The sequence below is a fragment of the Brevibacterium sp. Mu109 genome (genome assembly GCF_900169375.1).
Classification (GTDB): domain Bacteria; phylum Actinomycetota; class Actinomycetes; order Actinomycetales; family Brevibacteriaceae; genus Brevibacterium; species Brevibacterium yomogidense_A.
Map to the genome: position 1 here is coordinate 1 of NZ_FXZF01000003.1, position 26,683 is coordinate 26,683.

The 26,683-nt window shown below is 70.8% G+C and carries 24 protein-coding genes and 1 rRNA gene; 23 read left to right on the plus strand and 2 right to left on the minus strand.

Annotation, left to right across the window (positions count from 1 at the left end; all coding sequences use genetic code 11):
• The 3 genes from rrf to BSP109_RS02365 form a co-directional block, all read left to right on the plus strand.
• Positions 1 to 102, plus strand: a 5S ribosomal RNA gene (rrf, locus tag BSP109_RS02355); the annotation flags it as partial.
• Between the two features lie 136 nt (positions 103 to 238).
• Complete coding sequence (locus BSP109_RS02360; RefSeq protein ID WP_101599260.1) at positions 239 to 1,351, plus strand: nitronate monooxygenase family protein; 1,113 nt, start codon at positions 239 to 241, stop codon at positions 1,349 to 1,351.
• A complete protein-coding gene (locus tag BSP109_RS02365) occupies positions 1,348 to 2,070 on the plus strand; it encodes a Sir2 family NAD-dependent protein deacetylase (protein ID WP_101599261.1) in 723 nt (240 codons plus the stop codon). Before BSP109_RS02360 ends, BSP109_RS02365 begins: the two co-directional genes overlap by 4 nt.
• A gap of 6 nt (positions 2,071 to 2,076) precedes the next feature.
• On the opposite strand, the gene BSP109_RS02370 is transcribed toward BSP109_RS02365, so the two are convergent.
• Positions 2,077 to 2,943, minus strand: coding sequence for an aldo/keto reductase (locus tag BSP109_RS02370; protein WP_087007039.1), 867 nt, complete (start codon positions 2,941 to 2,943; stop codon positions 2,077 to 2,079).
• An 84-nt stretch (positions 2,944 to 3,027) separates the two neighbouring features.
• Entirely contained in the window at positions 3,028 to 5,097 is a 2,070-nt protein-coding gene (locus tag BSP109_RS02375) for a choice-of-anchor I family protein (RefSeq protein WP_101599262.1), read from the minus strand.
• 257 nt (positions 5,098 to 5,354) lie between these two features.
• On the opposite strand from BSP109_RS02375, the gene BSP109_RS02380 reads away from it, so the two are divergent.
• The 20 genes from BSP109_RS02380 to BSP109_RS02470 all read left to right on the plus strand — a co-directional run bounded on the left by BSP109_RS02380 (position 5,355) and on the right by BSP109_RS02470 (position 26,675).
• The gene (locus BSP109_RS02380; RefSeq protein WP_101599263.1) at positions 5,355 to 7,193 is read left to right on the plus strand and encodes a hypothetical protein; all 1,839 of its coding nucleotides are present in this window, start codon (positions 5,355 to 5,357) and stop codon (positions 7,191 to 7,193) included.
• A 13-nt stretch (positions 7,194 to 7,206) separates the two neighbouring features.
• Positions 7,207 to 8,013 (plus strand): HAD-IIA family hydrolase, encoded by an 807-nt coding sequence (locus tag BSP109_RS02385; RefSeq protein ID WP_087007033.1) that lies wholly within the window; start codon positions 7,207 to 7,209, stop codon positions 8,011 to 8,013.
• Positions 8,010 to 8,165 (plus strand): hypothetical protein, encoded by a 156-nt coding sequence (locus BSP109_RS17220; protein ID WP_179207119.1) that lies wholly within the window; start codon positions 8,010 to 8,012, stop codon positions 8,163 to 8,165. The genes BSP109_RS02385 and BSP109_RS17220 overlap by 4 nt, the downstream gene beginning before the upstream one ends.
• 1 nt (position 8,166) lies before the next feature.
• Positions 8,167 to 9,078, plus strand: coding sequence for a TlyA family RNA methyltransferase (locus tag BSP109_RS02390; RefSeq protein ID WP_087007031.1), 912 nt, complete (start codon positions 8,167 to 8,169; stop codon positions 9,076 to 9,078).
• On the plus strand, positions 9,075 to 10,001 hold the full coding sequence (locus BSP109_RS02395; protein WP_256970297.1) for an NAD kinase: 927 nt from the start codon (positions 9,075 to 9,077) through the stop codon (positions 9,999 to 10,001). The genes BSP109_RS02390 and BSP109_RS02395 overlap by 4 nt, the downstream gene beginning before the upstream one ends.
• Positions 9,998 to 11,713, plus strand: a complete 1,716-nt coding sequence (gene recN, locus BSP109_RS02400) for a DNA repair protein RecN (protein ID WP_087007027.1) — start codon at positions 9,998 to 10,000, stop codon at positions 11,711 to 11,713. Before BSP109_RS02395 ends, recN begins: the two co-directional genes overlap by 4 nt.
• A gap of 10 nt (positions 11,714 to 11,723) precedes the next feature.
• Positions 11,724 to 12,998 carry a putative cytokinetic ring protein SteA gene (gene steA, locus BSP109_RS02405; RefSeq protein ID WP_087007025.1) on the plus strand — a complete coding sequence of 425 codons (1,275 nt, stop codon included), beginning with the start codon at positions 11,724 to 11,726 and terminating at the stop codon, positions 12,996 to 12,998.
• Positions 12,995 to 13,996: a copper transporter gene (locus BSP109_RS02410; protein ID WP_087007023.1), complete on the plus strand. Its 1,002-nt coding sequence runs from the start codon at positions 12,995 to 12,997 to the stop codon at positions 13,994 to 13,996. Before steA ends, BSP109_RS02410 begins: the two co-directional genes overlap by 4 nt.
• Positions 13,993 to 14,877, plus strand: a complete 885-nt coding sequence (locus tag BSP109_RS02415; protein WP_087007021.1) for a hypothetical protein — start codon at positions 13,993 to 13,995, stop codon at positions 14,875 to 14,877. Before BSP109_RS02410 ends, BSP109_RS02415 begins: the two co-directional genes overlap by 4 nt.
• Positions 14,877 to 16,511: a murein biosynthesis integral membrane protein MurJ gene (murJ, locus tag BSP109_RS02420; protein ID WP_101599264.1), complete on the plus strand. Its 1,635-nt coding sequence runs from the start codon at positions 14,877 to 14,879 to the stop codon at positions 16,509 to 16,511. Before BSP109_RS02415 ends, murJ begins: the two co-directional genes overlap by 1 nt.
• 118 nt (positions 16,512 to 16,629) lie before the next feature.
• Positions 16,630 to 17,760, plus strand: a complete 1,131-nt coding sequence (locus BSP109_RS02425; protein WP_101599265.1) for a glycosyltransferase family 4 protein — start codon at positions 16,630 to 16,632, stop codon at positions 17,758 to 17,760.
• Between the two features lie 94 nt (positions 17,761 to 17,854).
• Positions 17,855 to 18,994: a glycosyltransferase gene (locus tag BSP109_RS02430; RefSeq protein WP_101599266.1), complete on the plus strand. Its 1,140-nt coding sequence runs from the start codon at positions 17,855 to 17,857 to the stop codon at positions 18,992 to 18,994.
• Positions 18,995 to 19,022: 28 nt separating this feature from the next.
• A complete protein-coding gene (locus BSP109_RS02435) occupies positions 19,023 to 20,690 on the plus strand; it encodes a CTP synthase (RefSeq protein WP_256970296.1) in 1,668 nt (555 codons plus the stop codon).
• 10 nt (positions 20,691 to 20,700) lie between these two features.
• On the plus strand, positions 20,701 to 21,351 hold the full coding sequence (locus BSP109_RS02440; protein ID WP_087007014.1) for an NUDIX hydrolase: 651 nt from the start codon (positions 20,701 to 20,703) through the stop codon (positions 21,349 to 21,351).
• Position 21,352: 1 nt separating this feature from the next.
• Positions 21,353 to 22,300, plus strand: coding sequence for a site-specific tyrosine recombinase XerD (locus BSP109_RS02445; protein WP_101599267.1), 948 nt, complete (start codon positions 21,353 to 21,355; stop codon positions 22,298 to 22,300).
• 30 nt (positions 22,301 to 22,330) lie between these two features.
• Positions 22,331 to 23,224, plus strand: a complete 894-nt coding sequence (locus BSP109_RS02450) for a ParA family protein (protein ID WP_087007010.1) — start codon at positions 22,331 to 22,333, stop codon at positions 23,222 to 23,224.
• A gap of 2 nt (positions 23,225 to 23,226) precedes the next feature.
• Positions 23,227 to 24,087 carry a ScpA family protein gene (locus BSP109_RS02455; protein ID WP_256970295.1) on the plus strand — a complete coding sequence of 287 codons (861 nt, stop codon included), beginning with the start codon at positions 23,227 to 23,229 and terminating at the stop codon, positions 24,085 to 24,087.
• Positions 24,080 to 24,694: an SMC-Scp complex subunit ScpB gene (locus BSP109_RS02460; protein WP_087007008.1), complete on the plus strand. Its 615-nt coding sequence runs from the start codon at positions 24,080 to 24,082 to the stop codon at positions 24,692 to 24,694. The genes BSP109_RS02455 and BSP109_RS02460 overlap by 8 nt, the downstream gene beginning before the upstream one ends.
• Positions 24,691 to 25,533: a pseudouridine synthase gene (locus BSP109_RS02465; RefSeq protein ID WP_087007006.1), complete on the plus strand. Its 843-nt coding sequence runs from the start codon at positions 24,691 to 24,693 to the stop codon at positions 25,531 to 25,533. The genes BSP109_RS02460 and BSP109_RS02465 overlap by 4 nt, the downstream gene beginning before the upstream one ends.
• A complete protein-coding gene (locus BSP109_RS02470) occupies positions 25,530 to 26,675 on the plus strand; it encodes a prephenate dehydrogenase (protein WP_101599268.1) in 1,146 nt (381 codons plus the stop codon). Before BSP109_RS02465 ends, BSP109_RS02470 begins: the two co-directional genes overlap by 4 nt.
• Positions 26,676 to 26,683: the final 8 nt, after the last annotated feature.

The following is a 26,683-nucleotide window of genomic DNA, read 5'->3' on the forward strand; positions in this document are numbered from 1 at the left end:
GGTAGGGAAACGCCCGGTCCCATTCCGAACCCGGAAGCTAAGCCTGCCAGCGCTGATGGTACTGCACTCGATAGGGTGTGGGAGAGTAAGTCACTGCCGCAATATTCTTTGTTTGGTTGGTTGAGGGCCTGAGGGTTTGAGCGTTGCTCACCTTCAGGCCCTCAACCCATTCACAAGGGTGTATCCGCTGGCAGGTGCTGCGCCCAGGCTATGCCGGCTGGTTCAGTACGATGGGGATATGAGTACGTTCTCCGTGGAATCCCTGTCAGTGCCGTTGGTCCAGGCTCCGATGGCAGGCGGCCCGTCCACTCCAGCGTTGGCGGCTGCAGTCTCCGATGCCGGTGGCCTTGGATCCCTGGCAGCGGGATATCTCTCTGCGGAAGCGCTTTCGCGCGACATCGAGGAGTTCCGGGCGCTGTCGTCCGGACCTCTGTTGGTGAACATCTTCGTCCCTGAAGCCCAGACTCCCTCTCCAGCGGACGTGGAGGCGTATCGGACGGGCCTTCGGTCGTGGACGCTCGACGAGGACATCCGCGGTGAGGTCCCGCCGGTTTCTGACAGCGGGGACGACATGTACCGGGAGAAGCTGGCGGTCGTCATGGATCACCGACCCGATGTCGTCACCTTCACCTTCGGCCTCCCGGACGTCCTCACGATCGAGCGACTCCACGAAGTGGGCGTCCTCGTCGGCGCGACGGTCACGACGGTGCGAGAAGGCAGGGAGGCTCACGCGAATGGTGCGGGCATCCTCATCGCCCAAGGGATCGGTGCCGGCGGCCATCGCGGCCAGTTCGACCAGTCGGCGGACCCCGAATCCGTCTCAGCCTCAAGCCTCCTGGGAGGTCTGTCAGATGCCACCTCCCTTCCGCTCATCGGCGCAGGTGGGATCGACGGGCCACAGACTGCTCAGCAGCTCCTTAACGCCGGTGCTGCTGCGGTGCAGGTCGGCACTCTGTTCCTGACGACAGACGAAGCGGGGACGAAGCCCACCCATCGGCAGGCTCTGCTCGACGCTGCTGCCGGGAAGCGCTCATCGGAGACCATCGTGACCCGCGCGTTCACCGGACGGCCCGCTCGGGCGCTGGTGAATCGGTTCACTCACGCGATGGACGATATGGCGGTGGTCGGGTACCCACAGGTCCACTTTCTCACCGCAGGCATCCGCGCCGCAGCTGCGCAGACCGATGATCCGGAGCTGCTGAACCTCTGGTCCGGCACCGGGGTCGCCGGCAGCAGGGCGGAACCCGCTGCGTCGCTCGTGGAGCGTTTCGCGGAGCTCCACCGTCCAGAGGGCGGCGCACCCCAGGCACGGTCGCACATCGGTGCTCAGCGTGAGGAGCCCACGCCGTGAGCGTCGTCTTCCTGACCGGTGCAGGCATCAGCACTGCCGCCGGGATCCCGGACTTCCGCGGTCCTGAGGGGGTGTGGACCAGTGATCCCGAAGCGGAGCTCACGTCGACGCTGTCGTGGTACCTGCGCGACGAGAACGTGCGGCGCAAAGCGTGGCTGATGCGCGCAGAAGCAGCGGTGTGGGAGAAGGACCCCACACCGGCTCACCATGCCATCGCGGACTTCGCCGCGCACAACGACGTCGGCGCGGTCATCACGCAGAACGTGGACGGCCTCCATCAGGCGGCGGGGTCGGACTCCGCGCGTGTGCTGGAGGTCCACGGCAGCGCGCGGTCGTGGCGCTGCGAGGACTGTGCCGCGACAGGCCCCATGGGAGAGGCGGTGGCACGTGTCCACGCAGGGGAGCAGGACCCGCGCTGCCCGGCGTGCGGAGGGATCATCCGTGCGACGACGATTCTCTTCGAGGAAGCGCTCGATTCCACTGTGATCGATGCTGCGCACGCTGCGGCATCGAGCTGCGACGTCATGGTCGCCGTCGGCACCGGGCTGGGCGTCTATCCGGTCGCGGGCCTGTTCCCGCTGGCTGCACGCCACGGTGCGCGCACCATCATCGTCAATGCGGAGTCCACCCCGTTCGACGAGATGGCAGACGAGGTCATCGGGGGCGACTTGCAGGAGTCCCTGCCAGTCCTCCTGGACAGTCTGGCCCGCTCGTCCTGATCGTGGTCAGAACTCCTCGTAGACTGCGGGATCCTGGTTCCTGCGGCGTCCATCGATCCGCGACAGCGAGGAGATGGCGGCGACCTCGTCATCCGTGAGGACGACCTCGGCCGCGGCGAGGTTCTCCGCCTGTCGCTTCGCGTCCGCGGACTTCGGCAGGGGCAGGGCTCCGCGCCGCACGTGCCAGGCCAGCACCGCCTGCGTCGGCGTGATGCCGTGGGCCGCCGCGGTGTCGACGATCGGCGCTTCGTCCAGGAGGCTGCCCGCCCTGCCGATCGGGCTCCACGCCTGCGTGATGATGCCCTTCTCCGTGTGGAATGCGAGCGCATCCTCCTGCGCGAAGTACGGGTGGAGCTCGATCTGGTTGACCTCCGGCCGGACGCCGGTCTCCTCCTCGAGCGTCTCCAAGTGCTCGGGGAGGAAGTTCGACACGCCGATGTGGCGGATGAGTCCGCGCTCCCTCGCGTCGATGAGTGCCTTCCAGGCCTCGACGAAGAGGCCCTGCGACGGGTTGGGCCAATGGATGAGGACGAGGTCGAGATGTCCCAGCCCGCTGCGGAGGACTGATTCCTCCACCGCAGTCGTGGCCTTGTCATACGCATGGTGCCGACCGGCCAGCTTCGTGGTGAACAGGACCTCGGAGCGGTCGACGGACGACGCGCGGCAGCCGACGGCGATCGCGGCCTCGTTCTCGTAGTTGAAGGCGGAATCCACGAGGCGATAGCCGGTCTCCATCGCAGTCCGGACGGCGTCCGAACCGGCGAATCCGCGGAGGCCGTACGTGCCCAGTCCGATCGCCGGCAGGGTGAGTCCGGTGTGAGCTGTGAGAGTCAACGTGCAGTGCCCTTCCGCGTGAGTGATGTACGTCTGCATCCCGCGTCAGCGGTCATCAGACGCAGTGCGTCCAACGTACCGGAGGGGGAGACCGCAGTGCAGCCTCCCCCTCTGACACGCGTCTCAGCTGCGGCGACGTGCCATGACTGTCGCAGCGATGCCGATCCCGACGAGCAGTGCCGCCGCGCCCAGCGCGGCTGCGACGGACGCGCCGGTGCGAGGCAGGCTGCCCTCGTCGTCGTCACGCGCCTCGTCGCGCTGATCGTCCTCGCCGTCCTCGCCCTCATCAGGCGCGTCGGTCGGGTCTGTGGACGGCTCGTCCGATGGCTGCTCTGACGGTTCGCCCGACGGCTGCTCGGACGGCTGCTCTGACGGTTCGCCCGACGGCTGCTCCGTCGGCTCAGCAGTCGGCTGGTCCGTGGGCTGATCAGTCGGTTCGCCCGACGGCTCCTCTGTGGGGCCGTCAGCGAGCAGGTCCTCGACCGTGTAGTAGGTCGTCGTCCCCGACACCTCGTTGCCGACGATCAGCATCGCATCGGTGCCCGACCCGGCCGCAGCTGCCGGCGCATCGGCACCGGGCACGAACTCGATCGACTCAGGACCCAGGTCTCCGGCCTCCTCGAAGCGCTCAGGCTCGTCCTCGCCAGAGACGGAGAAGTCGCGATTGTTGACGTACGTCACGAAGTCGGGCGAGTGCGGGTCGCTGATGTCGACCGCGGCGAACCCGCTCACCCGCTCGAAGCCCACGAACGCGTAGGCCCGGTCGCCGACTGCGCCGACCTCGATGGCCTCCGGTTCCGGGCCCTTGTCGTCGGAGCGCCCATCGAAGTTCGTCTCGGAATGGTTCGAGTTGAAGAAGTCCGGATGCGCCTCTGCCGTGATCTCCTCGAACAGTGAACCCGAATCGAACACCTCCGCTCCGTCGGCGTCGAGCACCGAGAACGAACGGGATCCGCTCACATGGATCTCGTCGTAGCAGTCCTCCTCGTCGGACAGACCATCTGCCGTGGTGGCCGTGAGCCGACCCAGGTTCTCATCGGCGGTGAGCTCCTCGAGGGTCATCCCCGTGTCCGACGCGACCGTGTCGCACAGTGGGGGCACTCCGTCGCTGCCGAAGTCCTTGACCCGCGACTCCTCGCTGAAGGCGTCCCAATCACGCAGGTCGCCCTCGTTCGCCGTCACGAGGTGCGGTTCGCCGGCGATCTCGACGGCCTTGATGGTGTCAGGTGCGCGGAACGCCGTGACCGGCCAGTTCGCCGGATCGATCGCATCATCGCGATCGGAGACGTCGAAGGCGACATCCCGCAGGTCGGTCGTCTCGAGCGGCACGATGTCCTCGACGGTGGCGGTCGCAAGATCAGTGATCGCCACGGCGTTGTTCTCCTGGAGGGTCGTATAGGCACGCCCGCCGATCACCGCGCTGTACTCGGGCTCGAGGTTCTCCGACACGGGACGCTCCGGAGTGCCGGTGCCCGCGTCCTCGCGGCCGCCGTAGATGCGGACCTCCTCAGACACCGCGCCGCCTTCGAACGCGTGGAAATCGGCAGTGCGGTAGTCGGCCTGGGTCGCCGCAGCCACAGAGTCGGGCAGAGCGACGACGCCGACGGACCCCTCCGGATCCACGGAGTAGTCCTCCGCGGGCTCACCCTCATTCGCCACGACCGCGTGGTGGCCGTCGGGGGAGAGGACGACCGAATCGGGCAGCGCGCCGACCGTGATCGCGCCGAGGGAGACGGGCTCATCGCCCGTCACATCCACGAACATCAGCCAGCCCGGATCGGTCTTCTCCGGCGCTTCGACAGCGACGACGGCGAGACCGTCGGTGCGGACGGCGACCGAGTTGGCCACGGAGCCGGACGGTATCGCCGCCCCATCGGCGACGGGGGTCCCCGCAGCTTCGATCTGCGTCTCGCGTTCGGGGTTCGCAGGGTCCGACGCGTCGATCACATCGATGACGCCCTGCTGCGCGTTGACGACGAGTGTGCGGTCTGCGGCGGCGTAGTGGGCGACGATCTCCGCGGCGGATTCGTCGAACGTCCCCGTCGCATGGGTCCCGATCGGAGCGATCGCGAGCGACGGGTCGGCCGCGGAATGCACGATGGGTTCGTCGACGACGACGGTGGCGGATGCGGGGGCGACGACGGCGAGCGCGAGGAGCGACCCGGCCGAGGCCGCTGCGAGCATGCGATGCATGGTGTCCTTCCGGATACTTCTGTGGGTATTGAGCCTGCGGGCGGATGAAAGCGCAGGCACGACCGCGACGACGGTATGGACTGGCGGCGAGCAGAAGGCTGAGGACAGATGAGCACCAGATGTGAGGAAGATGAACTCCGGCTTCCCTCGCGCCGTGGCCGGCCACGGTAGAATGAGTGACGATGTTCGGCCCGGTCAGACGGAGCCAGGGCGCTGCACCGCGGCGCGGAACTGAATAGTGACGACCGAGGATGGCGATGGCTGAGGCAGACGACACGAACGACGGCGCGCGCCGCGACGACCGACGCGGAGGACCGCGCGGAGCGGGACGCGGGCGAGGCGCTCAGGGACGCGAGGGCACCGCACGAGGCGATCGCTCCCGCGACGACCGTCCGCGTCACGACCGTCCGCGCAGCGACCGTGGCCGCGACGACAGCCGTGGTGATCGCCGCGACGATCGCGGGCAGGGCCGCCGTGACGACCGTCCCGGACGCAGCCGGTGGAACGACCGCGACGATCGCGGCCGTTCGAACGGCAGCGGCCGTCCCGGTGGCGATCGCCGCAGCGATGACTCCGGCCGTGGCCGCAGCACGGGTGACCGCCGCCGTGACGACGATCGTCGCACTGACCGGACCTCGCGACCCGACCGGACCTCAGGGGACGGCGGTGCCCGCCGCCGTGAGGACGGCGCCCGCGGCGACCGTCGTGACGGCCGCCCGTGGGAGAACCGCGGTCCCCGCCGAGACGACGGACGACCACGTCGTGACGGTCGTCCCGGGGGCGACCGCCGTGATGAGCGGGGCGGTTCCCGCTTCGACGGTCGTCGCGATGACCGAGGACCCCGTCGCGACGAGCGGGGAGAGCGTCGACGCTTCGACGACCGCCGACAGGACGGTCGCGGTGACCGTCGGCGCGAGGATCCCAGAGGTCGCGGACGCCCTGCAGATCGTGGACGCCCTGCAGACCGCGGGGACGACCGTCCCAAGTTCCCACAGGGCCCGCCCATCCCCGAAGGGATCACCGGCAGTGAGCTGCCGAAGGAGATCCGCTCCCAGCTGCGTCCGCTCTCGAAGGACAACGCGGAGCTCGTCGCACAGCACCTCGTCGCCGCGAGCGAGCTGATCGGCACCGATCCGGAGGCGGCATTCGCCCACGCGCAGACGGCCGCCGTCCGCGGCAGCCGTGTGGCAGGAGTCCGGGAGGCCGCGGGGATCGTGGCCTATCACACGGACCGCTTCGAAGAGGCGCTGCGTGAGCTGCGGACCCATCGGAGGATCTCCGGATCAGACGACAACCTGCCGCTCATCGCGGATGCCGAGCGCGGTCGCGGTCGTCCGCAGAAGGCGCTGGAGATCTTCTCCGAGGCCTCGGAGGAGGCACTCGGCCATGACCTGTACACCGAGCTGCTCATGGTCGCGGCGGGTGCGCACATGGATCGCGGCGAGGTGGCCGAGGCTCGGGCGCTCCTCGAGACCAGGAACTTCGCGGGCAACGCGAACGGAACGCTCGTGCGGCTCCTGTCGGTGTACTCCGATGTCATCCGACTGCAGGGTGACGCGGACCTCGCCGGTCGCTACGAAGAGCTCGCACGGCGCACGGCCAAGGCGACGGGCACACTGTTCGGCGACGAGGATCCCGACCCGAACGCGAACGTGGAGATCGTCACGCTCGAGGAGCTCGAACTGCCGGATGAAGATCCGGATGAAGAGTCTGAGCAGGAAGACGGATCGGCCTCAGCCGAGCCGACAGCCGAGCCCACAAGCGAGCCGACCACCGAGCCCACAGCCGAGGCGCCGGGCGCATCCGCAGTCGAGCCGGCCGCCGAAGCCGAAGCTGAAGCCGAGGTCGAGGTCGACACCACCGCTGACGAGCATGCCGTCGCGGACCGGCCCGCCGAACCGGTTGGCGAGGGTGATCGTGACGCGTCGATGAGCACCGTCGACGCAGAGTTCCCCGCGGAGACGGTCGACGAGCTCGACGAGATCCTGGCCGACGCGGAGCCGAAGCAGAAGGAGGAGCCGCCGAAGAAGGAGCCGGTGCAGGAGTCTGCACCGGATGACTACGAGGAGCTCACCGAGCCCCTCTTCGACCTCTGAGACCGGAGCACTGATGGAATCGATCGACTTCGACGGACTGCTCCTCGATCTGGACGGATGCGTCTACACGGGCCGTACGGCCGTGCCGGGCGCGGCGGAGGCGCTCACCGGACTCGCAGAAGCGGGGATCCCGGTGGTGTTCCTCACCAACAACGCGTCGCGATCAGCGGATGAGGTGGCGGAGCACATCAGCTCGTTCGGCGTGGACGCGAGGCCCGACCAGGTCCTCACCTCCGCGATCGTCGCGGCGCGTGAGCTGGCACTGACGCTGTCCGCCGGGTCTCCCGTCCTGGTCGTCGGGTCCGACGCACTCGCCGATCAGGTGGAGGCGGAGGGGATGCGCGTCGTGGACACGGCGAGCGACGACCCCGCAGCGGTCGTCCAGGGATTCTCCCCGGACCTCGGGTGGCTGCAGATCGCGGACGCATGTCGCGCTGTCCGATCCGGAGCCCGGTGGTGGGCGACCAATCTGGACCGCACCTTCCCCACCGAGCACGGCGAGCTTCCGGGGAACGGCGCGTTCGTCAGGGTCATCGCCGATACGACCGGGGCCACTCCCATCGTGACGGGCAAGCCGTCGCAGACGATGATGGACGCGGGAGTGCGCGCCCTGGGCGCCGACCGCCCCCTCATGGTGGGCGACCGGCTGGAGACGGACATCGCAGGCGCGCGCGCCGCCGGCTTTCCCTCTGGCCTCGTCCTCACAGGGGTCCACCGCGAGGCCGACGCGCTGGCCGCGCCGCTCGAGCACCGGCCGGACTACCTCCTCGACGACCTCACCGCACTGCTGCCGGGCGGTTCACCGCGGCGACTGCCATGAGCGGTGATCCGATGCCCACACCGGGCGGCGGAGTGCCGGTCCGCCAGTGGGAGGACGCGCTCACCGACCTCGACGAGTGCGCGCCGGAGGAGCGGAGCGATAGGGCCCACGCACTCCTGTCCCGCCTCGAAGACGCACTCGAGGCGCTCTGACGTGCCGTCAGCGCGTGCGCACACCGCCGGCAGACTCGACACCGTGCTCGTGGGCCTCGGGCTCGTCGACTCCCGGAACCGCGCGGCTCGGGAGATCCGCGCAGGGCGGGTGACGGTCGATGGCGGAGTCGTCACGCGGCCGTCCGCCTCCATCGCGGTGGACTCCCACATCACGGTCGACTCGCCGGAGCACTGGGTGGCGCGCAGCGCGCACAAGCTCCTGGGAGCACTGGAGGACATGGGCGCCGCCCCCGCGGTGCGCGGAGCGGTGTGCCTCGACGCGGGAGCCTCCACGGGAGGCTTCACCCAAGTGCTGCTGGAGCACGGCGCAGTGGCCGTCCACGCGGTCGATGTGGGCCACGGACAGCTCGTCGCGCGGATCGCGGGCGACGACCGCGTGCACGATCTGCCCGGGACCAACGTCCGGACGCTCGACCGGACGGATCTCACCGCCGCGCCGTCGCCTCCGTTCCACGCGGACGGGACAGTGGACCTCGTCGTCGCCGACCTCTCATTCATCTCCCTGACGCTCGTGATCGATGCGCTGCTGTCCGTCGCCCGCGACGGAGCGCTGCTCCTGCTCATGGTGAAGCCCCAGTTCGAACTGGACCGGTCTGCCCTCGACAAGCACGGTGTCGTGACAGAAGCCGAGGACCGGGTGCGCGCGCTCGAGAGGGTCAGCACCGCGCTCACGGCGGCGGGAGTGAGGATCTGCGGGACCGCGCAGTCCCGACTGCCGGGTCCCGCCGGCAATGTGGAGCACTTCGTGCTCGCCCGAGCACACGTCCCCACCGGCCCCGCCTCGTCGGCCGCGGGCGTCTGCGCTGTAGCATCGGCTACCGTGGAACGCGGCACAGACCCCAGCGGACGTGCTGACCACGACCCTGCAACCGCGCCGGAGGAGGCCCCGTGACAAGACGGATGATGATCGACCTCCACCCCCGTCGTGAGAACGCCCGCAAAGCCGCTGAACTGGTGTGCGCCGCTCTCGTGGAGAACGGCATCGTCCCCGTGATGTCGCGGTCCGCACACGACGCGCTGTCCTCGTACGGCGACGCCCACCCGAACGGGACCGACATCGTCGAGGACTCCGCGCTGTCGGACGCAGCGGCCGACTGCGAACTCGTCATGGTGCTGGGCGGCGACGGGACGATCCTGCGCGCGGCTGAGCGCTTCCACTCGTTCGACGTGCCCGTCATGGGGATCAACCTGGGTCACGTGGGATTCCTCGCGGAGAGCGAATCCGCGGACATGGAGGAGACGGTCCGGCGCGCCGTCGCCCGCGACTACGACATCGAGCAGCGCATGAGCCTCGACATCACCGTCCGCGTGGACGGCGAGATCGTGCATCGCGCCTGGGCGCTCAACGAGGCGACGGTGGAGAAGGGGCCGGGCACGCAGATGATCGAGCTCAGCATCGGCATCGACGACCGTCCCGTCTCCACGTTCGGGTGCGACGGGGCGATCCTCGCCACCCCGACCGGCTCGACCGCGTATGCGTTCTCCGCGGGCGGTCCGATCGTCTGGCCGGACGTCGAAGCGCTCCTGATGGTTCCGATCAGTGCGCACGCGCTCTTCGCGAAGCCGCTCGTGACCGGACCGTCGTCCGTCATCGCCGTCGAGCACGTGGCGCGCCACCCCGGTGACACGGCCGTGCTCTGGTGCGACGGTCGGGTCGAGCTCGACCTGCCCAGCGGCGCACACATCGAGGCCTGCCGCTCCGCACAGCCGCTCACGCTCGCGCGCATGCAGCGAGGACCCTTCTCCGACCGCCTCGTGCGGAAGTTCCAGCTCCCCGTGGACGGCTGGAGGGGCCCGGCAGGGGAGACGACATGATCTCGTCGATCGGCATCGAGAACCTGGGAGTCATCACCTCCGCCCACATCGACCTGGGTGCCGGACTCACAGCGGTGACGGGTGAGACCGGCGCCGGGAAGACCATGTTCGTCACCGCTCTGGATCTGCTCACCGGAGCCCGTGCGGACGCGTCGACCGTGCGCCGTGATGCGGATCGTGCGGTCGTCGAGGGAGTCTTCGCCCTGCCGCAGGACGGCGGCACCGCTGCCGAACGGATCGTCGAGGCCGGCGGAGACGCCGATGACGAGGCCGTCCTCACGAGGATCCTGCCGCGCGAGGGCCGTGCCCGCGCCACCGCCGGTGGTCGGACGGTGCCCGCCGGCGTGCTCCGCGACGTGGGGCAGGAGCTGGTGAGCATGCACGGGCAGTCGGAGCAGCTCACCCTCCGGGCACAGGCCCAGCAGCGGGAGCTGCTCGACGCGCTGACCGGCGAGGACGGAGCCGCTGCCCGCGCCGAGTACGCGGAGGCATTCGCCGAGCACCGACGACTCTCCGACGAGCAGCGCAGACTCGAGAGCACCCGATCCGAGCGCGCGGCGCGGATGGACTTCCTGCGGAATGCGCTCGAGACGATCGACGGGGTCCGTCCCACCGAGGGCGAGGACGAGGAGCTCGCGGCACTCGCGGCACGGCTGGGTGCTGCCGAGGAGCTGCAGCAGGCTGCCGGTCGCGCCCACGATCTCATCATGGGCAGTGATTGGGACGACGCGGAGAGCGCGACTGCGCTCGTCGCGCAGGCCTCGGAGTCCCTGGCACGCGCAGCGGCCGTGGACGGCTCGCTGACGGACGCGGCCCGATCGCTCGAGGACGTGTCGGTCCGCATGGCGGATGCTGGAGCAGACCTCTCGTCGTACCTCGCAGGATTCGGCGACGACGAGGCGATGTCGCTCGAGGACGCCGAGGCGCGGCGCGCAGAGATCTCGTCGCTGAACGCGTACGGCGAGGACCTCGCAGCGGTCCTGGCATTCGAGGAGCAGGCCGGCGGTGAGCTGCTCGACCTCGAGAACTCGGAGGCGAGCCTGGGCGACATGGACGCGACCGTGGCAGCGGCGCAGGCGCGGCTCGACGAGGCCGCCGTCGCACTGCGCGCTGTCCGCATCCGTGCGGCCGAAGAGTTCTCCACCTCCGTCGGAGGAGAGCTCGCGGCGCTGGCGATGCCCCACGCGTCCCTGAGCTTCGCGGTCACGGAGACGACCCCCGCCGCGCACGGCGCGGACGACGTGCGCCTGCTCTTCAGCTCGCATGCCGCCGCAGCGCCGGCGGACATCGGGAAGACCGCATCCGGCGGCGAACTGTCCCGCGTCATGCTCGCGATCGAGGTCGTGCGCGCGCGGACGGAGCGGTTCCCCACCTTCGTCTTCGACGAGGTCGACGCGGGGGTAGGCGGAGCGGCGGCCGTCGAGATCGGCCGACGACTCGCCCGACTGGCATCGGGCTCACAAGTCATTGTCGTCACACATCTGCCGCAGGTCGCGGCGTGGGCCGACCACCACCTCGTCGTCCGCAAGACCGACGAGGGGACCGGAGCGGTGTCGGGCGTGCGGGAGCTGGGCGGGGAGGACCGCACCGAGGAGCTCGCACGGATGCTCGCGGGTGTGTCCGGCTCCGCCTCCGCTCGCGCCCACGCGGAGGAGCTGCTCAGCGATGCGGAGTCGGAGAAGGCACGCTTCCGCGCGGAGCTGATGGGATGATGTCCTCATCATGATTCAGCGCAAGACCCGCGAGCGCGTGGAGACGGATGCACCGGTCGGACCGACCGCGACCCGGATCGACAGACGCACGAAAGACCTCACGAAGCGGCTTCAGCCCGGCGACATCGCCGTGATCCGCCACTCGGACATCGACCGGGTGTCCGCGGAAGCCCTCGTCGACTGCCGCCCCGCAGCGGTCGTCAACGCACACCGATCGGTGTCCGGCGCCTACCCGAACCTGGGCCCCGGCATCATCATCGCCGCAGGCATCCCGCTCGTCGACGACGTGGGGGAGGAGCTCTTCGAGGACCTCGTCGAGGAGGGCGAGGAGCTCTCGCTCCACGGAGGTGACCTGGTGCGCGGGGAGACCGTCATCGCCTCGGGCACTGTGCAGACCACATCCTCCATCGAGAAGGCGATGCAGGATGCGGAGTCCGGGATGAACACCGTGCTCGCGGACTTCGTCGCGAACACGGTGGAGTACATCCAGAAGGACTCCGACCTCCTGGACGACAGCCTCGAGGTCCCGCAGGTGCGCACGTCGTTCGAGGGCCGCCACGCGCTCATCGTCGTGCGCGGATACCACTACAAGGAGGACCTCGCCGCTCTGCGCCCCTACATCCGCGAGCAGCGTCCCGTCCTCATCGGGGTCGACGGAGGCGCGGACGCGATCATGGAGGCCGGTCACCGGCCGGACATGATCGTCGGCGACATGGACTCCGTGTCCGACGCGGCGCTCACCAGCGGTGCCGAGCTCGTCGTCCACGCCTACCGCGACGGGAACGCCCCGGGCGTCGAGCGCGTCAGCGACCTGGGCATGGACTCCGTGAAGTTCGCGGCGTCGGGGACCAGCGAGGACATCGCCATGCTGCTGGCCGACGACAAGGGCGCACAGCTCATCGTCGCCGTCGGCACGCACGACACCCTCATCGAGTTCCTCGACAAGGGCCGCAAGGGCATGGCCTCGACGTTCCTCACCCGCCTGCGCGTGGGCAGCAAGCTGCTCGACGCGAAGGGCGTGTCCCTGCTGTACCGGCAGCGGATCGGCACGGGGCAGCTCATGCTCCTCGCACTCGCCGGTGTCGTCGCGCTCGTCGCGGCGATGTCCGCGACGGCCGCGGGCCAGACCGCGTTCGGGCTCATCGCCGCCCAGTTCGACGGCTTCTTCCAGTGGCTGGGATCGCTGTTCGGCGACCCGACCGCAGTAGCCCTGCCCGCATTCCCCGCACCCGAGGCGCTCGGCCCCCTCGACGACCCTGACCTCGGAGGACTGAGCTCACAGTGATCGACTTCCGCTACCACCTCGTCTCGCTCATCTCGGTCTTCCTGGCGCTCGCCGTCGGGATCGTGCTGGGCGCCGGACCGCTGCAGGGCCCGATCGGCAGCTCCCTCCAGTCACAGGTCGATGCCCTGCGCACAGACCGCGACACGCTGCGCACAGAGCTCGACGAGGCGCGCACGCACACGGAGCAGACGGCGGCATTCGTGGACGCGACCGCGTCAGACCTCATCGCCGACTCCCTGACGGACCGGTCGGTGACGGTCATCCGCCTGGCCGGTGCGGACAACGACGCGGCGGACGCGGCGAGTGCGCGCGCGGAGGAGGCCGGCGGCAGCATCGCCTCCGACGTGAGCCTGGGCGAGGACGCGTTCGCGGCTCCCGATGCGGAGCTCCTCACTGCGCTGCGCGACGCGGACGGCTCGCTGCCGGACGACGACTCCGCGGTCGTGGGCGCGGCGCTCGCGAAGGCACTCGGCGCCCAGGCCCAGGCCGTGGAGGAGGACGCGTCGGCGCAGCCCACGGACGCGCCGGAGGACGCGGAGGAATCCGCCGACTCCCGGCAGTCCGCGTCGCAGGACCTCTTCGGGATCCTGTCCGATGCCGACCGGATCGCGGGCGGGCAGTGGGCTGAGGCCGACGCCGCCGTCGTGATCGCCCCGTCCGTGCAGCAGGATGCCTCGGCAGAGGCATCGCCCTCCGCCACGCCGACTCCCACCGCCGAGGCCGCGGCACCCGCCGACTCCGTGGCGATCCACGCCGATTTCGCCTCCGCGCTCGCGGGCGAGACCGTCGTCGTGGTCGCGGGACCCTCCGCGTCCGCGACGGGAGGACTGCTCGCGACGCTGCGGTCCGACCGGGTCGACCTGTCGACCGTCGACGGCACGGATCTGTCGACCGGCACCGTCCTGGTCCCACTGGTCGTCGAAGCCGCGATCGACGGTTCGTTCGGGGACTATGGCACCGGGCAGGGTGCGACGGCGGTCCTGCCGGAGGGCCAGTGAGCAGCCGGGTCCCACGGGCGGTGCTGGCCGCGGGTCTCGCTGCGGCGGTCTCCGTCGGCGTGATGCGGGCCCGCGGGCGCGCAGACGCGCGCTGGCCGCTCCTCGTGCGCGAGAACCATGCGGGCCGTCCCGTGTCTCTGCTCGAGGGTCCGGCGGCGAGTGCGGGACTGCTCGCGGCGGCGGCGTGCGTCCCCGGAGCCGCGGGGAGGACCGCCGCACTGACCGCAGTGGGAACCGCAGGGGTGCTGGGAGCCGTCGACGACTTCGCGGAGTCCGGTGCCTCGAAGGGGCTGCGCGGACACCTCGGCGCGCTGGCGCGCGGAGAGGTCACGACCGGCGCGCTGAAGGTCATCGGCATCCCCGTCGCAGCCGTCGTCGCGAGCGCGCTGCTGCGCACCAACGCGCGGACCCCCGTCGGCCGGCTGGCCGACGCAGTGCTCGCCGGCGGCGTCGTCGCAGGCACCGCGAACCTGCTCAACCTGCTCGACCTGCGTCCCGGGCGCGCGTTCAAGGCCGGGCTCGTCATGGTCACGGGCCACGCGCTCATCGACCTGCTCCCCGGGGCACGTGAGCAGTGCACGAGCACTGCGCTGCGGACCGAGCGGGACGCGGGCTCGCGGGTCCTCGCGAGCGGCGTGCTCGGCACCACCGCGGCGCTGCTGCGCGACGACTTCGCGGGCTCGACCATGCTCGGAGACGCCGGTGCCAACGCCCTGGGCGCCGCGATCGGCCTGCGCAGTGCGCTCACCGCGTCCCGCCCCCGGCTGGTCTGCGAGCTCGCGGTCCTCGCGGCACTGACGCTGGCGAGCGAGCGCGTCTCGTTCACCCGGGTGATCGAGTCGACGCCGGGACTGCGCCACCTCGACGCGCTGGGCCGCTGATGCCGCGGCTGCTGCGCTTCGTCGCGTCGGCCGCACTCCTCGTCTCCGTCGCGACGCTCCTGTCCCGACTGGTGGGCTTCGGGCGGCTGCTCGTCTTCTCCCCGTCCGTGGGCGCAGGTGCGATCGGCACCGCCTACCAGTCGGCCAACCAGGTGCCGAACATCCTCTACGAGGTGGTCGCGGGAGGAGCGCTCGCGGGTGCCGTCGTGCCGCTGCTGGCAGGCCCGCTGTCGCGCGCTGACAAGGGGACCGCGTCCCGCATCGCGTCCGCACTCCTCACGTGGTCCGTGTCCCTCACGCTGCCGCTCGCCGTCCTCATCGTGGTCTTCCGGGAGCAGATCGCCGGAATCGTGCTGGACCATGAGACGGAAGTCGCCTACGGGGCGGGGTTCCTCCTCATGTTCGCGCCCCAGCTGGTGCTCTACGCGATCGGCGGAGTGCTGACCGGAGTCCTCCAGGCGCACCGGAGGTTCCTGTGGCCGGCGTTCATGCCGCTGGTCTCCAGTCTGATCGTCATCGGCGTCTACGTGGGCTACGCTCGTCTGCGCGGGCCCGAGGTCGCGACCGAGGACCCGGCGGCGCTGGCACTGCTGGGCTGGGGGACGACGGCGGGCGTGGTCGCCCTCGCCCTGCCGCTGGCGCTTCCGACCCTGCGCACCGGACTGCGCATCCGACTGACGTGGCGGTTCCCCGACGGCGTCGGGGCCCGCGCGGTCCGGCTCGCGGCCGCAGGCATGACGGTCCTCCTCGCACAGCAGGCGGCGACGCTGATGATCATGGTCGTGTCCAACAACGTCGGCGGCACCGGCGTGTTCGTCGTCTTCAGCTACATCCAGGCCGTCTACCTGCTTCCCTATGCCGTGCTCGCCGTCCCCGTCGCCACCGTCGCGTTCCCGCGCCTGTCAGAGCTGGCGGCCGCCGCGCGCACGCCCAGCGCAGAACCGCACGAGTCCGCGGACCGGGGACCCGGGGACGTCGACGCGGCGATCGCGAGGACCTCGCGCCTCGTCCTCGCCCTCGGCTTCGCCGGAGCCGCCCTGCTGACCGCGGCGGCGACCCCGCTGGAGATCTTCTTCTCGACCCGCGACGCGGCGAGCGGGGACTCTCCTGAGCTCTTCGCAGCGCTCGGAGACACCGTCCGCGTCATCGCGTGGGCGGTGCCGGGCTGGTGCTTCGTCGCATGGGGCACGCGGGTGTTCTACGCACTGGAGCAGTCGCGGGCCGCCGCGATCGCGACAGCGGTGGGCTGGGGGGGCGTCGCCCTGAGCGTCGTGGCGGGCATCCCCCTCGTCGCGGGGGACCCCGTTCCGCGCACGCTCGTCCTCCTGGGCGCGGCGCACGTCATCGGCATGACCGCTGCGGCGGTCGGACTGATCGGGGGGATCCTCCGCGTGCGCGGCCGTGCCTCGGCCGCAGGGGTCCCGCGCACCATCGTCATCGCGGCCGTCGGCGCCGTGCTGGGAGCCGTGGCCGGATCCCTGACGGCGTCGGGCCTCGGCGCCGTCGTCGGCACGTCTCCCGTCGGATCGGTCGCCGCAGGCGCAGCCGGCGGTGCGGTGGCGCTCGTGATCGTCCTCGCACTCGTGGCACTCGCGGACCGGGGGACTATCACCCACGTGCGCGCGCTGCGCTGACATCACTCCGATCTCCCGTGGCGGTGCCGCTCCGACCGTCCGGAGGGCGATAGCCTGGGGCCCTGGTCCCGCAGCTGCGGGACCATGCACCGTCCGGCGACGTGAAGGGAATCGACGCATGCGGGTCCTCATCGTGCTGGGCACGTCGACGGGCGGAGTCGGCACACACGTCGCCGCACTCGCCCGCAGCCTCGCGCAGGCGGGTGACACCGTCGGCGTGATCGGCCCCGCGCAGACCCAGGAGCAGTTCGGCTTCGACGACCGGCCGCACGTCCGCTTCGCCCCCCTCGGCATCAGCACATCGGTGGGTCCCGGCGATGCTGCGGTCGTCGCCCGGCTCCGGCGCCTCGTGACGACGTTCCGGGCCGACGTCGTCCACGCGCACGGCTTCCGCGCCTCGCTCGTCACCCTGGCAGCGCTGTCTCTCATGCGGAAGCGTCCGGGCTTCGTGTCGAGCTGGCACAACACACTCATGGGCCAGGGAGTGCGCGGTCGTATCGAGAAGACGGTCGCGACCGCGATCGCGCGGGGCGCCGACCTGGTTCTCGGCGCGAGCGAGGACCTGGTCGACCTCGCGAAGGATCTGGGGGCGGGTAGCGCACGCTTCGCCGCGGCGGCCTCACCGCCCCAGGGTCCGGCCGAGGACGTGAACACCTCCCTGCTGCGCAGCTCGCTGACGCAGGAGCTGGGGATCCCCCGCACCGACACCCTGCTCCTGGCCGTCGGGCGGATCGCGCCGCAGAAGGACTACGACGTCCTCATCGACGCGCTCGCGGACATCGCGCACGACCACCCCGAAGCGCAGTGCCTCATCGCCGGATCGGCGGACGAGCACGAGCAGGCACGCCTCACCCGTCGGATCGAGGAGCACACGCAGGCGGGGCGCAGGCCCGCCGTGCACTTCCTGGGCCAGCGGAGCGATGTCGCCGCACTCAACCAGGTGAGCGACGTCTTCCTCCTCTCCAGCCGGTGGGAGGCCCGCGCACTCGTGCTGCAGGAGGCGATGCTCGCAGGCAGAGCGATCCTCGCGACGGCGACCGGCGGGACCCCGGAGCTCGTGGGGGACGCGGGCATCCTCGTGCCGCAGGGCGACGCGCAGGCCTTCGCCGCAGGGCTGCGACGGCTGCTCGAGGACCCGCAGCTCCGCGCGGACCTGGGCCGGAAGGCGGCGCTGCGCGCGCTCGAACTGCCGAACGAGGAGGACGCCGCGCAGACGGTCCGGGCGGCGTACACGGAGGTCAGCCGGTAGGCTGTGGAGCGCTGAAGTCGCGTGCGACCCGGGACGGTGCCCAAACCGTCCTCGGACGGTCCGCGCACTGTCGCAGGATCGGAAGGATACGCACATGTTCGAGGATCACGGACAGCTCGAGTCGACGGGGCTGGACCCTGACGCCCGCATACTCCACGTCGTCACGACGACGCGCGGCGTGATCGGCGAAGTCGCCGTGGACGCGATCCGCGGCCACCTCGCAGCAGGGAGACAGGTGGCAATCGCCGCACGCGCATCCGTGATCAGCCGTCTGGACCTCCCGGAGTCCCCGGCGCTCGTGATCATCCCGATCGACGCTCGCGACCGCGTGACGAGCGCCGATCCCGGCAGCAGCCTCACCCTCCACCAGCACTACCGCCACGTCGACGTGGTCCACGCACATGGTCTGCACGCCGCAGCACTCGCCGGGGCTGCTCAGACAGGGCTGCCCGCACGCATGCGCCCCGCCCTCGTCGCGACCGTCGGCCGCTTCCACTCCTCGAACGTCGTCGACGCGGCCTCCGCGAAGATCGTGGAGCGGACCGCAGCCGTCGTCCTGGGCACGACCGCACCGACCGTCTCGCACTTCACCGACGGGGTCCCGGTCACGGAGCGCGCGCAGCTGCGTCGTCCCGACGTCGTCCAGCGGCTGGCGCCCACCGTCGGTCGTGCGCAGGTGCGCGAGAACCTCGGGCTGCAGCCGGGCTCCTTCCTCGTCGCCACGCCTATGCGGCTTGTCGACGGCGACGACCTCACGACCTACCTCGAGGCCGCCGTCACGATGTTCGACCACCGGCCGGATCGGCGCGTGGTCTTCGCACTGACCGGAGCGGGCCGCGAACGCAGCACGATCGAGAACGCCTTCACCCGCACGCACCCGATCGTGCTGGCCGACGAGGGGTCGGTCGCGGACGTGCTGGCGGCCGCGGACGTGGTCGTGGGCTCGAAGAGCATGACCGGTGTCGACGTCGAGGGCCTCATGCAGCTGGGACGGGCGACGGTGATCCTGGGGGACGCGCGCACCGCCCGTCCGTGGGGCGATTCGGCCGCGCGCGTCGACGCGGATGACACACCCGGGCTGCTGGCGGCGATCACGGCGCTCGTGGATTCCCCGGAGGTCCGGACGTCGGCCGCCTTCGCCGCGAGGCGGCGCGTCGACGACGTCGACCCCGCCGCGCTCATCGCGGACGACCTCCTCGACGTGTACGCGGAGGCGCTCGTCCACCGCCGGTGACCAGGCCGCTCTGGTAGGGTGGAGGTCCGTGGTGAGACGACTGAGTACCGACGGCATCCAGCAGACTCGACAGATCTTCGTGACCGGTGGCGTGGCCTCCTCGCTGGGGAAGGGGCTCACGGCTTCCAGCCTCGGCCATCTCCTCAGCAGGCGCGGGCTGCGGGTCGCGATGCAGAAGCTCGATCCCTATCTCAACGTGGACCCGGGGACGATGAACCCGTTCCAGCACGGAGAGGTCTTCATCACCGACGACGGTGCGGAGACCGACCTCGACATCGGTCACTACGAGCGGTTCCTCGACGTCTCACTGGACGCGACGGCGAACATCACGACGGGCCAGGTCTACTCGTCCGTCATCGCGAAGGAGCGGCGCGGCGCCTATCTGGGCGATACGGTCCAGGTGATCCCGCACATCACGGATGAGATCAAGGAGCGGATGCGGGCGCAGGCGCAGCGCACCGACGACGGGGCGCCGGACGTCATCATCACGGAGATCGGCGGCACCGTCGGCGACATCGAATCGCTTCCCTTCCTCGAGGCCGCCCGGCAGGTCCGTCACGACATCGGCCGGGAGAACGCACTCTTCATCCACGTGTCGCTCGTGCCCTACCTCGCTCCCAGCGGCGAGCTGAAGACGAAGCCCACCCAGCACTCCGTCGCACAGCTGCGGTCCATCGGGATCACCCCGGACGCGATCGTGCTCCGCGCCGACAGGGACCTGCCGGAATCGATCCGGCAGAAGATCTCCGCGTCCTGCGACGTCGACCTCGAGGCCGTGGTGCCGTGCGTCGACGCCGCGAGCATCTACGACATCCCGCGCGTGCTCCACGACGGGGGACTCGACGTCTACGCGGTGCGCCGCCTCGACCTGCCGTTCCGGGACGTCGACTGGCGCGACTGGGACGCGCTGCTCGAGCGCGTCCACCACCCCTCCGAACGGGTCACCGTGGGGCTGGTCGGCAAGTACGTCGACCTGCCGGACGCCTACCTCTCCGTCACGGAGGCGCTGCGGCACGGCGGCTTCGCACACGATGCGCGGGTCGAGATCCGCTGGATCCCCTCCGATTCCTGCGAGACGCCGGAGGGCGCCGCGGCCCGGCTGGCGGACGTCGACGCGATCTGCGTGCCCGGCGGATTCGGCATCCGGGGCATCGAGGGGAAGCTCGGAGCCCTCACCCATGCCCGGACCACAGGACTGCCGGCACTGGGACTGTGCCTCGGGATGCAGTGCATGGTGATCGAGTACGCGAGGTCCGTCCTGGGACTGGCCGACGCCTCGTCGACCGAATTCGACCCGGACACGCGGGAACCCGTCATCGCGACCCTCGCAGAGCAGCGCGCGATCGTCGACGGGGACGCGGACCTGGGCGGCACGATGCGCCTGGGACGCTTCCCCGCCGTGCTCGCGGAGGGCACACTCACCGCTGCCGCCTACGGCACGACGGACGTGACCGAGCGCCATCGGCACCGCTACGAGGTGAATGGCGACTACCGGGCACGGCTCGAGGACGCGGGTCTGCGCGTCGCCGGCACCTCGCCGGACGGGTCCCTCGTCGAGTTCGTGGAACTGCCGGAGGACGTCCACCCGTTCTACGTCGCGACGCAGGCGCATCCGGAGCTGAAGAGCAGGCCCACCCGACCCCACCCGCTCTTCGCCGGCCTCGTGCGGGCCGCGCTGGACCGGGCACATGCGTGAGGAGGATCCCATGGAGGACATGATGAGCGGGACGGACGCCCCACTGTCGGACGAGCGGGTCGACGTCGAGGTGCACGAGCGCGAGACGGTGTACCGGGGAGCGGTCTGGGACGTGGTGCGCGAGTCGTTCCACCTGCCGGAGGCCGGAGGGCGGCTGACCCGTGATGTCCTCGCACACACCGGTGCAGTGGCCGTCGCCGCGATCGACGACGAGGACCGCATACTCCTCATCCGCCAGTACCGGCATCCCATCCGCATGCGGGACTGGGAGATCCCGGCGGGACTCCGCGACATCGACGGGGAGGATCCTGCGACGGCCGCCGCGCGGGAACTGGGTGAGGAGGCCGATGTCCGCGCAGCGGACTGGCACACGCTCGCAGACATGTACACCACGCCGGGCGGGTCGACGGAGATCATCCGCATCTACCTCGCACGCGGGATCGACGCCCTGCCGCACGCGCAGCGCATCGAGCGGGAGGGGGAGGAGCGCGGCATCGTCGTCCGCTGGACGCCGCTCGCGGAGGCAGTCGACGCGGTGCTCGCCGGTCGCATCGGCAACGCGACCGCGTGCCTGGCGATCCTCCACGCGGACAGGGCGCGCGCACGCGGCTGGACGGACCTGCGACCGGTCGACGCGCTGTGGCCGGGCAGCCGGGACTGACGTGGCACGCCACGGCGCGGAGCTCCTCCCCGAGGTCGCAGCACCCCTGCGCGGACCGGTCGCGGACTACCTCGCCCACATCGAACTCGAGCGCGGCCTGTCCCGGAACACGGTCGACGCCTATGCGCGCGATCTGTCCCGGTACGTCCTGTGGCTCGCCGGGCGCGGCGTGGGCGGATTCGGCGAGGTGACGGAGGAGGACCTCCTCGCGTTCCGCGGCGATCTCTCATCGGCGCAGCTCGCGGCGTCGTCGCAGGCTCGGATCGGCGTGGCCGTGCGCAGGCTGCACGACCATCTGCTGGGGGAGGGGCAGGTCGACGGCGACCCCGCCGCGGCCCTGCCGCCCCCGCGCCAGGCCGACAGCCTCCCCTCCGCCCTCACGGTGGAGCAGGTCGAGGCGCTGCTCGCCACGACGGACGGGGACGAGCCGGTCCAGCGGAGATCCGCGGCACTGCTCGAGCTTCTCTACGGCACAGGGGCCCGCATCAGTGAGGCGGTCGGAGTCGACCTCGACGACCTGGACCTGGTGCGCGGCACCGTCCGCCTCTACGGCAAGGGCTCCAGGGAACGGCTGGTGCCGGTCGGTTCGCATGCCCGCGCGGCCCTCGACGCGTGGATCGTGCGGGATCGTCCCCGCTTCGCCGCCGGTCGCGCGCAGGCCGCGGACCGCGCGGGCGCGGTCTTCCTCAACCAGCGAGGCGGCAGGCTGAGCCGCCAGTCGGCCTGGACCCTGGTCCGGCGCGCCGCGGGACTCGCGGGCGTCGACGACGTCACCCCGCACACGCTGCGCCATTCCTTCGCGACGCATCTGCTGGAGGGCGGGGCGGACATCCGAGTCGTCCAGGAGCTGCTGGGACACGCCTCCGTCGTGACGACGCAGATCTACACGAGGGTGACAGCGCAGACGCTCCGCGAGGTGTACGCGTCGTCGCACCCCCGCGCGCGATAGGCTGACATCCACCGCAGCAGCAGCAAGGAGATGAGGAAGCACGTGGCAGACTCGCAGCAGCGGCTCGAAATCGCGGCCGACGCACCGCTGGGCCCCACCGGGCGCCCCGCCCGGGAGTACCCGGAACCCGCGCCGCTCGACGGTCACGGGCCCGCACGGACCATCGCAATGGTCAACCAGAAGGGCGGGGTCGGGAAGACGACGTCGTCGATCAATCTGGGCGCCGCACTGGCCGACTACGGCCGACGGGTCCTGCTCGTCGACTTCGATCCGCAGGGTGCCCTCTCCGTGGGTCTGGGCATCAATCCGAACGCGCTCGAGAAGTCGGTCTACAACGTCCTCATGAGCGCACGGCTGGATCCCCACGAGGTCATCCACACGACCTCCGTGGACAACATCGACGTGATGCCCGCGAACATCGACCTGTCCGCAGCGGAGATCCAGCTCGTGGGCGAGGTCGCGCGCGAGCAGGTGCTCTCGCGGGCGCTGGCGAAGGTCGCCGACGAGTACGACGTGATCCTGGTCGACTGCCAGCCGTCGCTCGGCCTGCTGACCGTCAATGCGCTGACGGCCGCGCACGGCGTCATCATCCCGCTGGAGACGGAGTTCTTCGCGCTGCGCGGCGTCGCGCTGCTCGTGGAGACGATCGAGAAGGTGCAGGATCGCCTGAACCCGTCACTCGCGATCGACGGGATCCTTGCCACGATGTTCGACGGCAGGACGCTCCACTCACGCGAAGTCATCGCGAGCGTCGTCGATGCGTTCGGGGACACGGTCTTCGACACCGTCATCAGCCGGACCGTGAAGTTCCCCGACGCGACCGTGGCGGCGGAGCCGATCACCAGCTTCGCGCCGAACCACAAGGGCGCGGACGCGTACCGGCGGCTAGCGCGGGAGCTGATCGCGCGCGGCGGCTCGCCCTGACGGTGCAGTCGGCGACCGCTGAGGCGGAGGCCGCCGGCTTCACCGTCGACCTCGAGAACTTCTCCGGACCGTTCGACGTGCTGCTCGATCTCATCGCCCGCCGCTCGCTGGAGATCACCGATATCGCGCTCGCCGAGGTCACGGACGACTTCCTCGCGTACGTCGCCACACTGCGGGGTGCGAAGAGCCTCGACGAGCTGAGCCACTTCCTGCTCGTCGCCTCGACGCTGCTGGACCTCAAGCTCGCCCGGCTGCTGCCGGGAGCCGATGTCGAGGACGAGCTCGACCTCGAGCTGCTCGAGGCCCGCGACCTGCTCTTCGCGCGGCTCCTGCAGTACCGGGCGTACAAGGAGGTGTCCCGCGTGCTGGAGAAGAGGATGGGGGAGGCAGGCCGCGCCGTTCCGCGCGCCGTCCCCCTCGAGCAGGAGTTCACGGACATCCTCCCGCCCCTGGACTTCAGCACGTCCGGCCCGGTGCTGGCCGCGGTGTTCAGCGCGGTCCTGTCCCGCGACCGCACCCCGCCCGCCGTGGCGCTCGACCACCTGCACGACGCCCACGTGTCCGTGCCGGAGCAGCGCGCGCTGCTGCTGTCGCGTCTGCGCGATGAGGCACGGATCGACTTCGCCGCGCTCATCGAGGACGCGGAGACCCGGATGGTCGTCGTCGCCCGGTTCCTCGCGGTCCTCGAATTGTTCAAGGCGGGGCTGTGCGACTTCGACCAGCCGGAGGCGCTCGGACCGCTGACGATCGCGCTCACGGCGACCGACACTCGCGACGCGGACGCAGAAGGCGACCACGGAGCGGAAGGCGACCGGGACCTCGGCGGCGGGGGCCCGGACTATGAGGAGTACGGGGATGAGTGAGGAGGCTCCGGTGACGGACGAACTGCTGGCCGGGCTCGAAGCCGTCCTCATGGTGGCCGATCAGCCGGTGACGGTCGAGCACCTGAGCGACGGACTGGGCGTCGAGCCGCAGGAGGTGTCCGCGGCCCTCGAGGAGCTCGCCGCGGACTACGACGGGGAGCGGGGAGCGCGCACGCGCGGGTTCCGACTCGCCCGGGCCGCGGGCGGGTGGAGGATCTATTCGCGACCGGAGCACCACGACATCGTGTCGGCGTTCCTCACCGCGGGGCACTCCTCGAGGCTGTCCCAGGCTGCGCTGGAGACCCTGGCCGTCGTCGCCTACCGGCAGCCGGTGACCCGCGCGAGGATCTCCGCGATCCGGGGGGTCAACGTCGACGGGGTCGTGCGGACTCTGCTGCTGCGCGGTCTGCTCGTCGAATCCGGCACTGATCCCACGACCGGGGCCGTGCGCTTCGTCACCACGCCGGCCTTCCTCGAAGCAGCCGGTCTGGAGCGGATCGAGGACCTTCCGGACATCGCCCCGTTCCTCCCGGAGGGCGACGAGGCGAACCGCACGGGCGAGGCAGGTGCGGCAGACGTCGCAGAATTCGGGATAATGGGGGAATGAGCTCATCTGATCCCCGTTCCCCCGGACATCGTTCCCGCCGACCCTCGCGTCGTGAACGCGCCGCCAGCCAGAAGTCGCCCACCGGTGCCGGCGAGGTGTCGGACGTCCATCGCGAGGACGGAGTGCGCCTGCAGAAGGTCCTCGCCGATGCGGGCCTGGGATCGCGGCGCGCGTGCGAATCCCTCATCGCGGAGGGCCGGGTGGAGGTGGACGGCGTCGTCGTCCGCGAACTCGGCACGCGCGTCGATCCGGAGACCCAGGCCGTCCACGTCGACACGATGCGGATCACGACGCAGGCGGACCGCGTCTACCTCGCGCTGAACAAGCCGGCGAAGGTCGTCACCTCGATGAGCGACCCGGAGGGCCGGAAGACGATCGCGGACTACCTGCGCGATCGCCCGGAGCGGCTCTTCTACGTGGGCCGGCTCGACTACGACACGGAGGGCCTGCTCCTCCTGACGAACGACGGCGACCTCTCCAACCGGCTCACGCATCCGTCGTACGAGGTCCCCAAGACCTACCTGGCACAGGTGCGGGGGCCCGTCCCCAAGGACGCCGGCGCACGGCTGCGCGACGGGATCGAGCTGGAGGACGGCATCGCGCATGCGGACTCGTTCCGCCTCATCGACTCGACCCCGGGCCACGCGCTCGTCGAACTGGTGCTGCACTCCGGCCGCAACCGGATCGTGCGGCGGATGCTCGAGGCCGTCGGCACTCCTGTCGAGCGGCTCGTCCGCACGCACTTCGGCCCCATCGCGCTCGCAGAGCAGCGCCCCGGGAAGCTGCGGACCCTGCGACCGCATGAGGTCGGCGAGCTCATGAAGGCCGTCAAGCTGTGAGTCGGGGGGACGTCCCGGACCACGTGCACATCGTCGGGACGGGGCTCCTCGGAACCTCCCTGGGACTGGCGCTCACCCGTGCCGGCTGCGTCGTCACGCTCGAGGACACCTCGCCCACTGCGGTCCGCCTCGCAGCGGACATGGGCGCCGGGACCGCCGCGGATCCGCACCCGGACACGGGGCTCGTCGTCGTCGCAGCGCCCCCGGACGTCGCCGCGGACGTCATCGTCGCGCAGCTGCGGGCCCTGCCCGACGCGACGGTCACGGATGTGGCGAGCGTGAAGGGCGTCGTGCTCGACCGCGTGCGCGCGCTGACGGTCGGGACGGAGCTCGACCGCTACATCGGATCCCACCCCATGGCCGGGCGCGAGCGGTCCGGTGCGGTGTCCGCCCGGGTCGACCTCTTCGAAGCCCGCCCGTGGGTCGTCTGCTCGGATGAGGCGACGCCCGCCGGCAGGCTCGACCAGGTGGTGGCCGTCGCCGAGGCCGTGGGCGCCTCGGTGCTCCACCTCGAGCCCGAATTCCACGACTCCTCGGTCGCCCGGGTCTCCCATGTGCCCCAGGTCGTCTCGTCGCTCATGGCGGCGCAGCTCACCGACATGCCGGTCGAGGGCATCGCGTTGGCCGGACAGGGGCTGCGGGACGTCATCCGGATCGCGGCATCGGACCCGGGGCTGTGGACGCAGATCCTCGCGGGCAACGCCGCAGAGGTCCGCGCGGTGCTCACGGCACTGCGCGATGACCTCGACCGGGTCGTGGACGCCCTGGCGCTGGAGACCGGAAGCTACGCCGTGCTCGCCTCCGCGATCGCCGCGGGCAACGAGGGGCACCGCCGCATCCCCGGCAAGCACGGACAGGCGCCGATGGTCTATGCGATCGTCACCGTCGTCGTGGGGGACGAGCCGGGCGGACTCGCACGGCTCTTCACGGATGTCCACGCACTCGGGGTGAACGTCGAGGACGTCCGGATCGACCACGCGACCGGCCACCGTCTGGGCAGCCTCGACATCATGGTGCTGCCCGACCGCGAGCAGGACCTGGTGGTCGGTCTGCAGCAGCGCGGCTGGCGCCTGCCGGAGCATTCGGAGCCCGACGAAGCCCAGGCCACCAGCACGACGGTGGAGGACGGCTCCGCCGGATAGGGTGGACC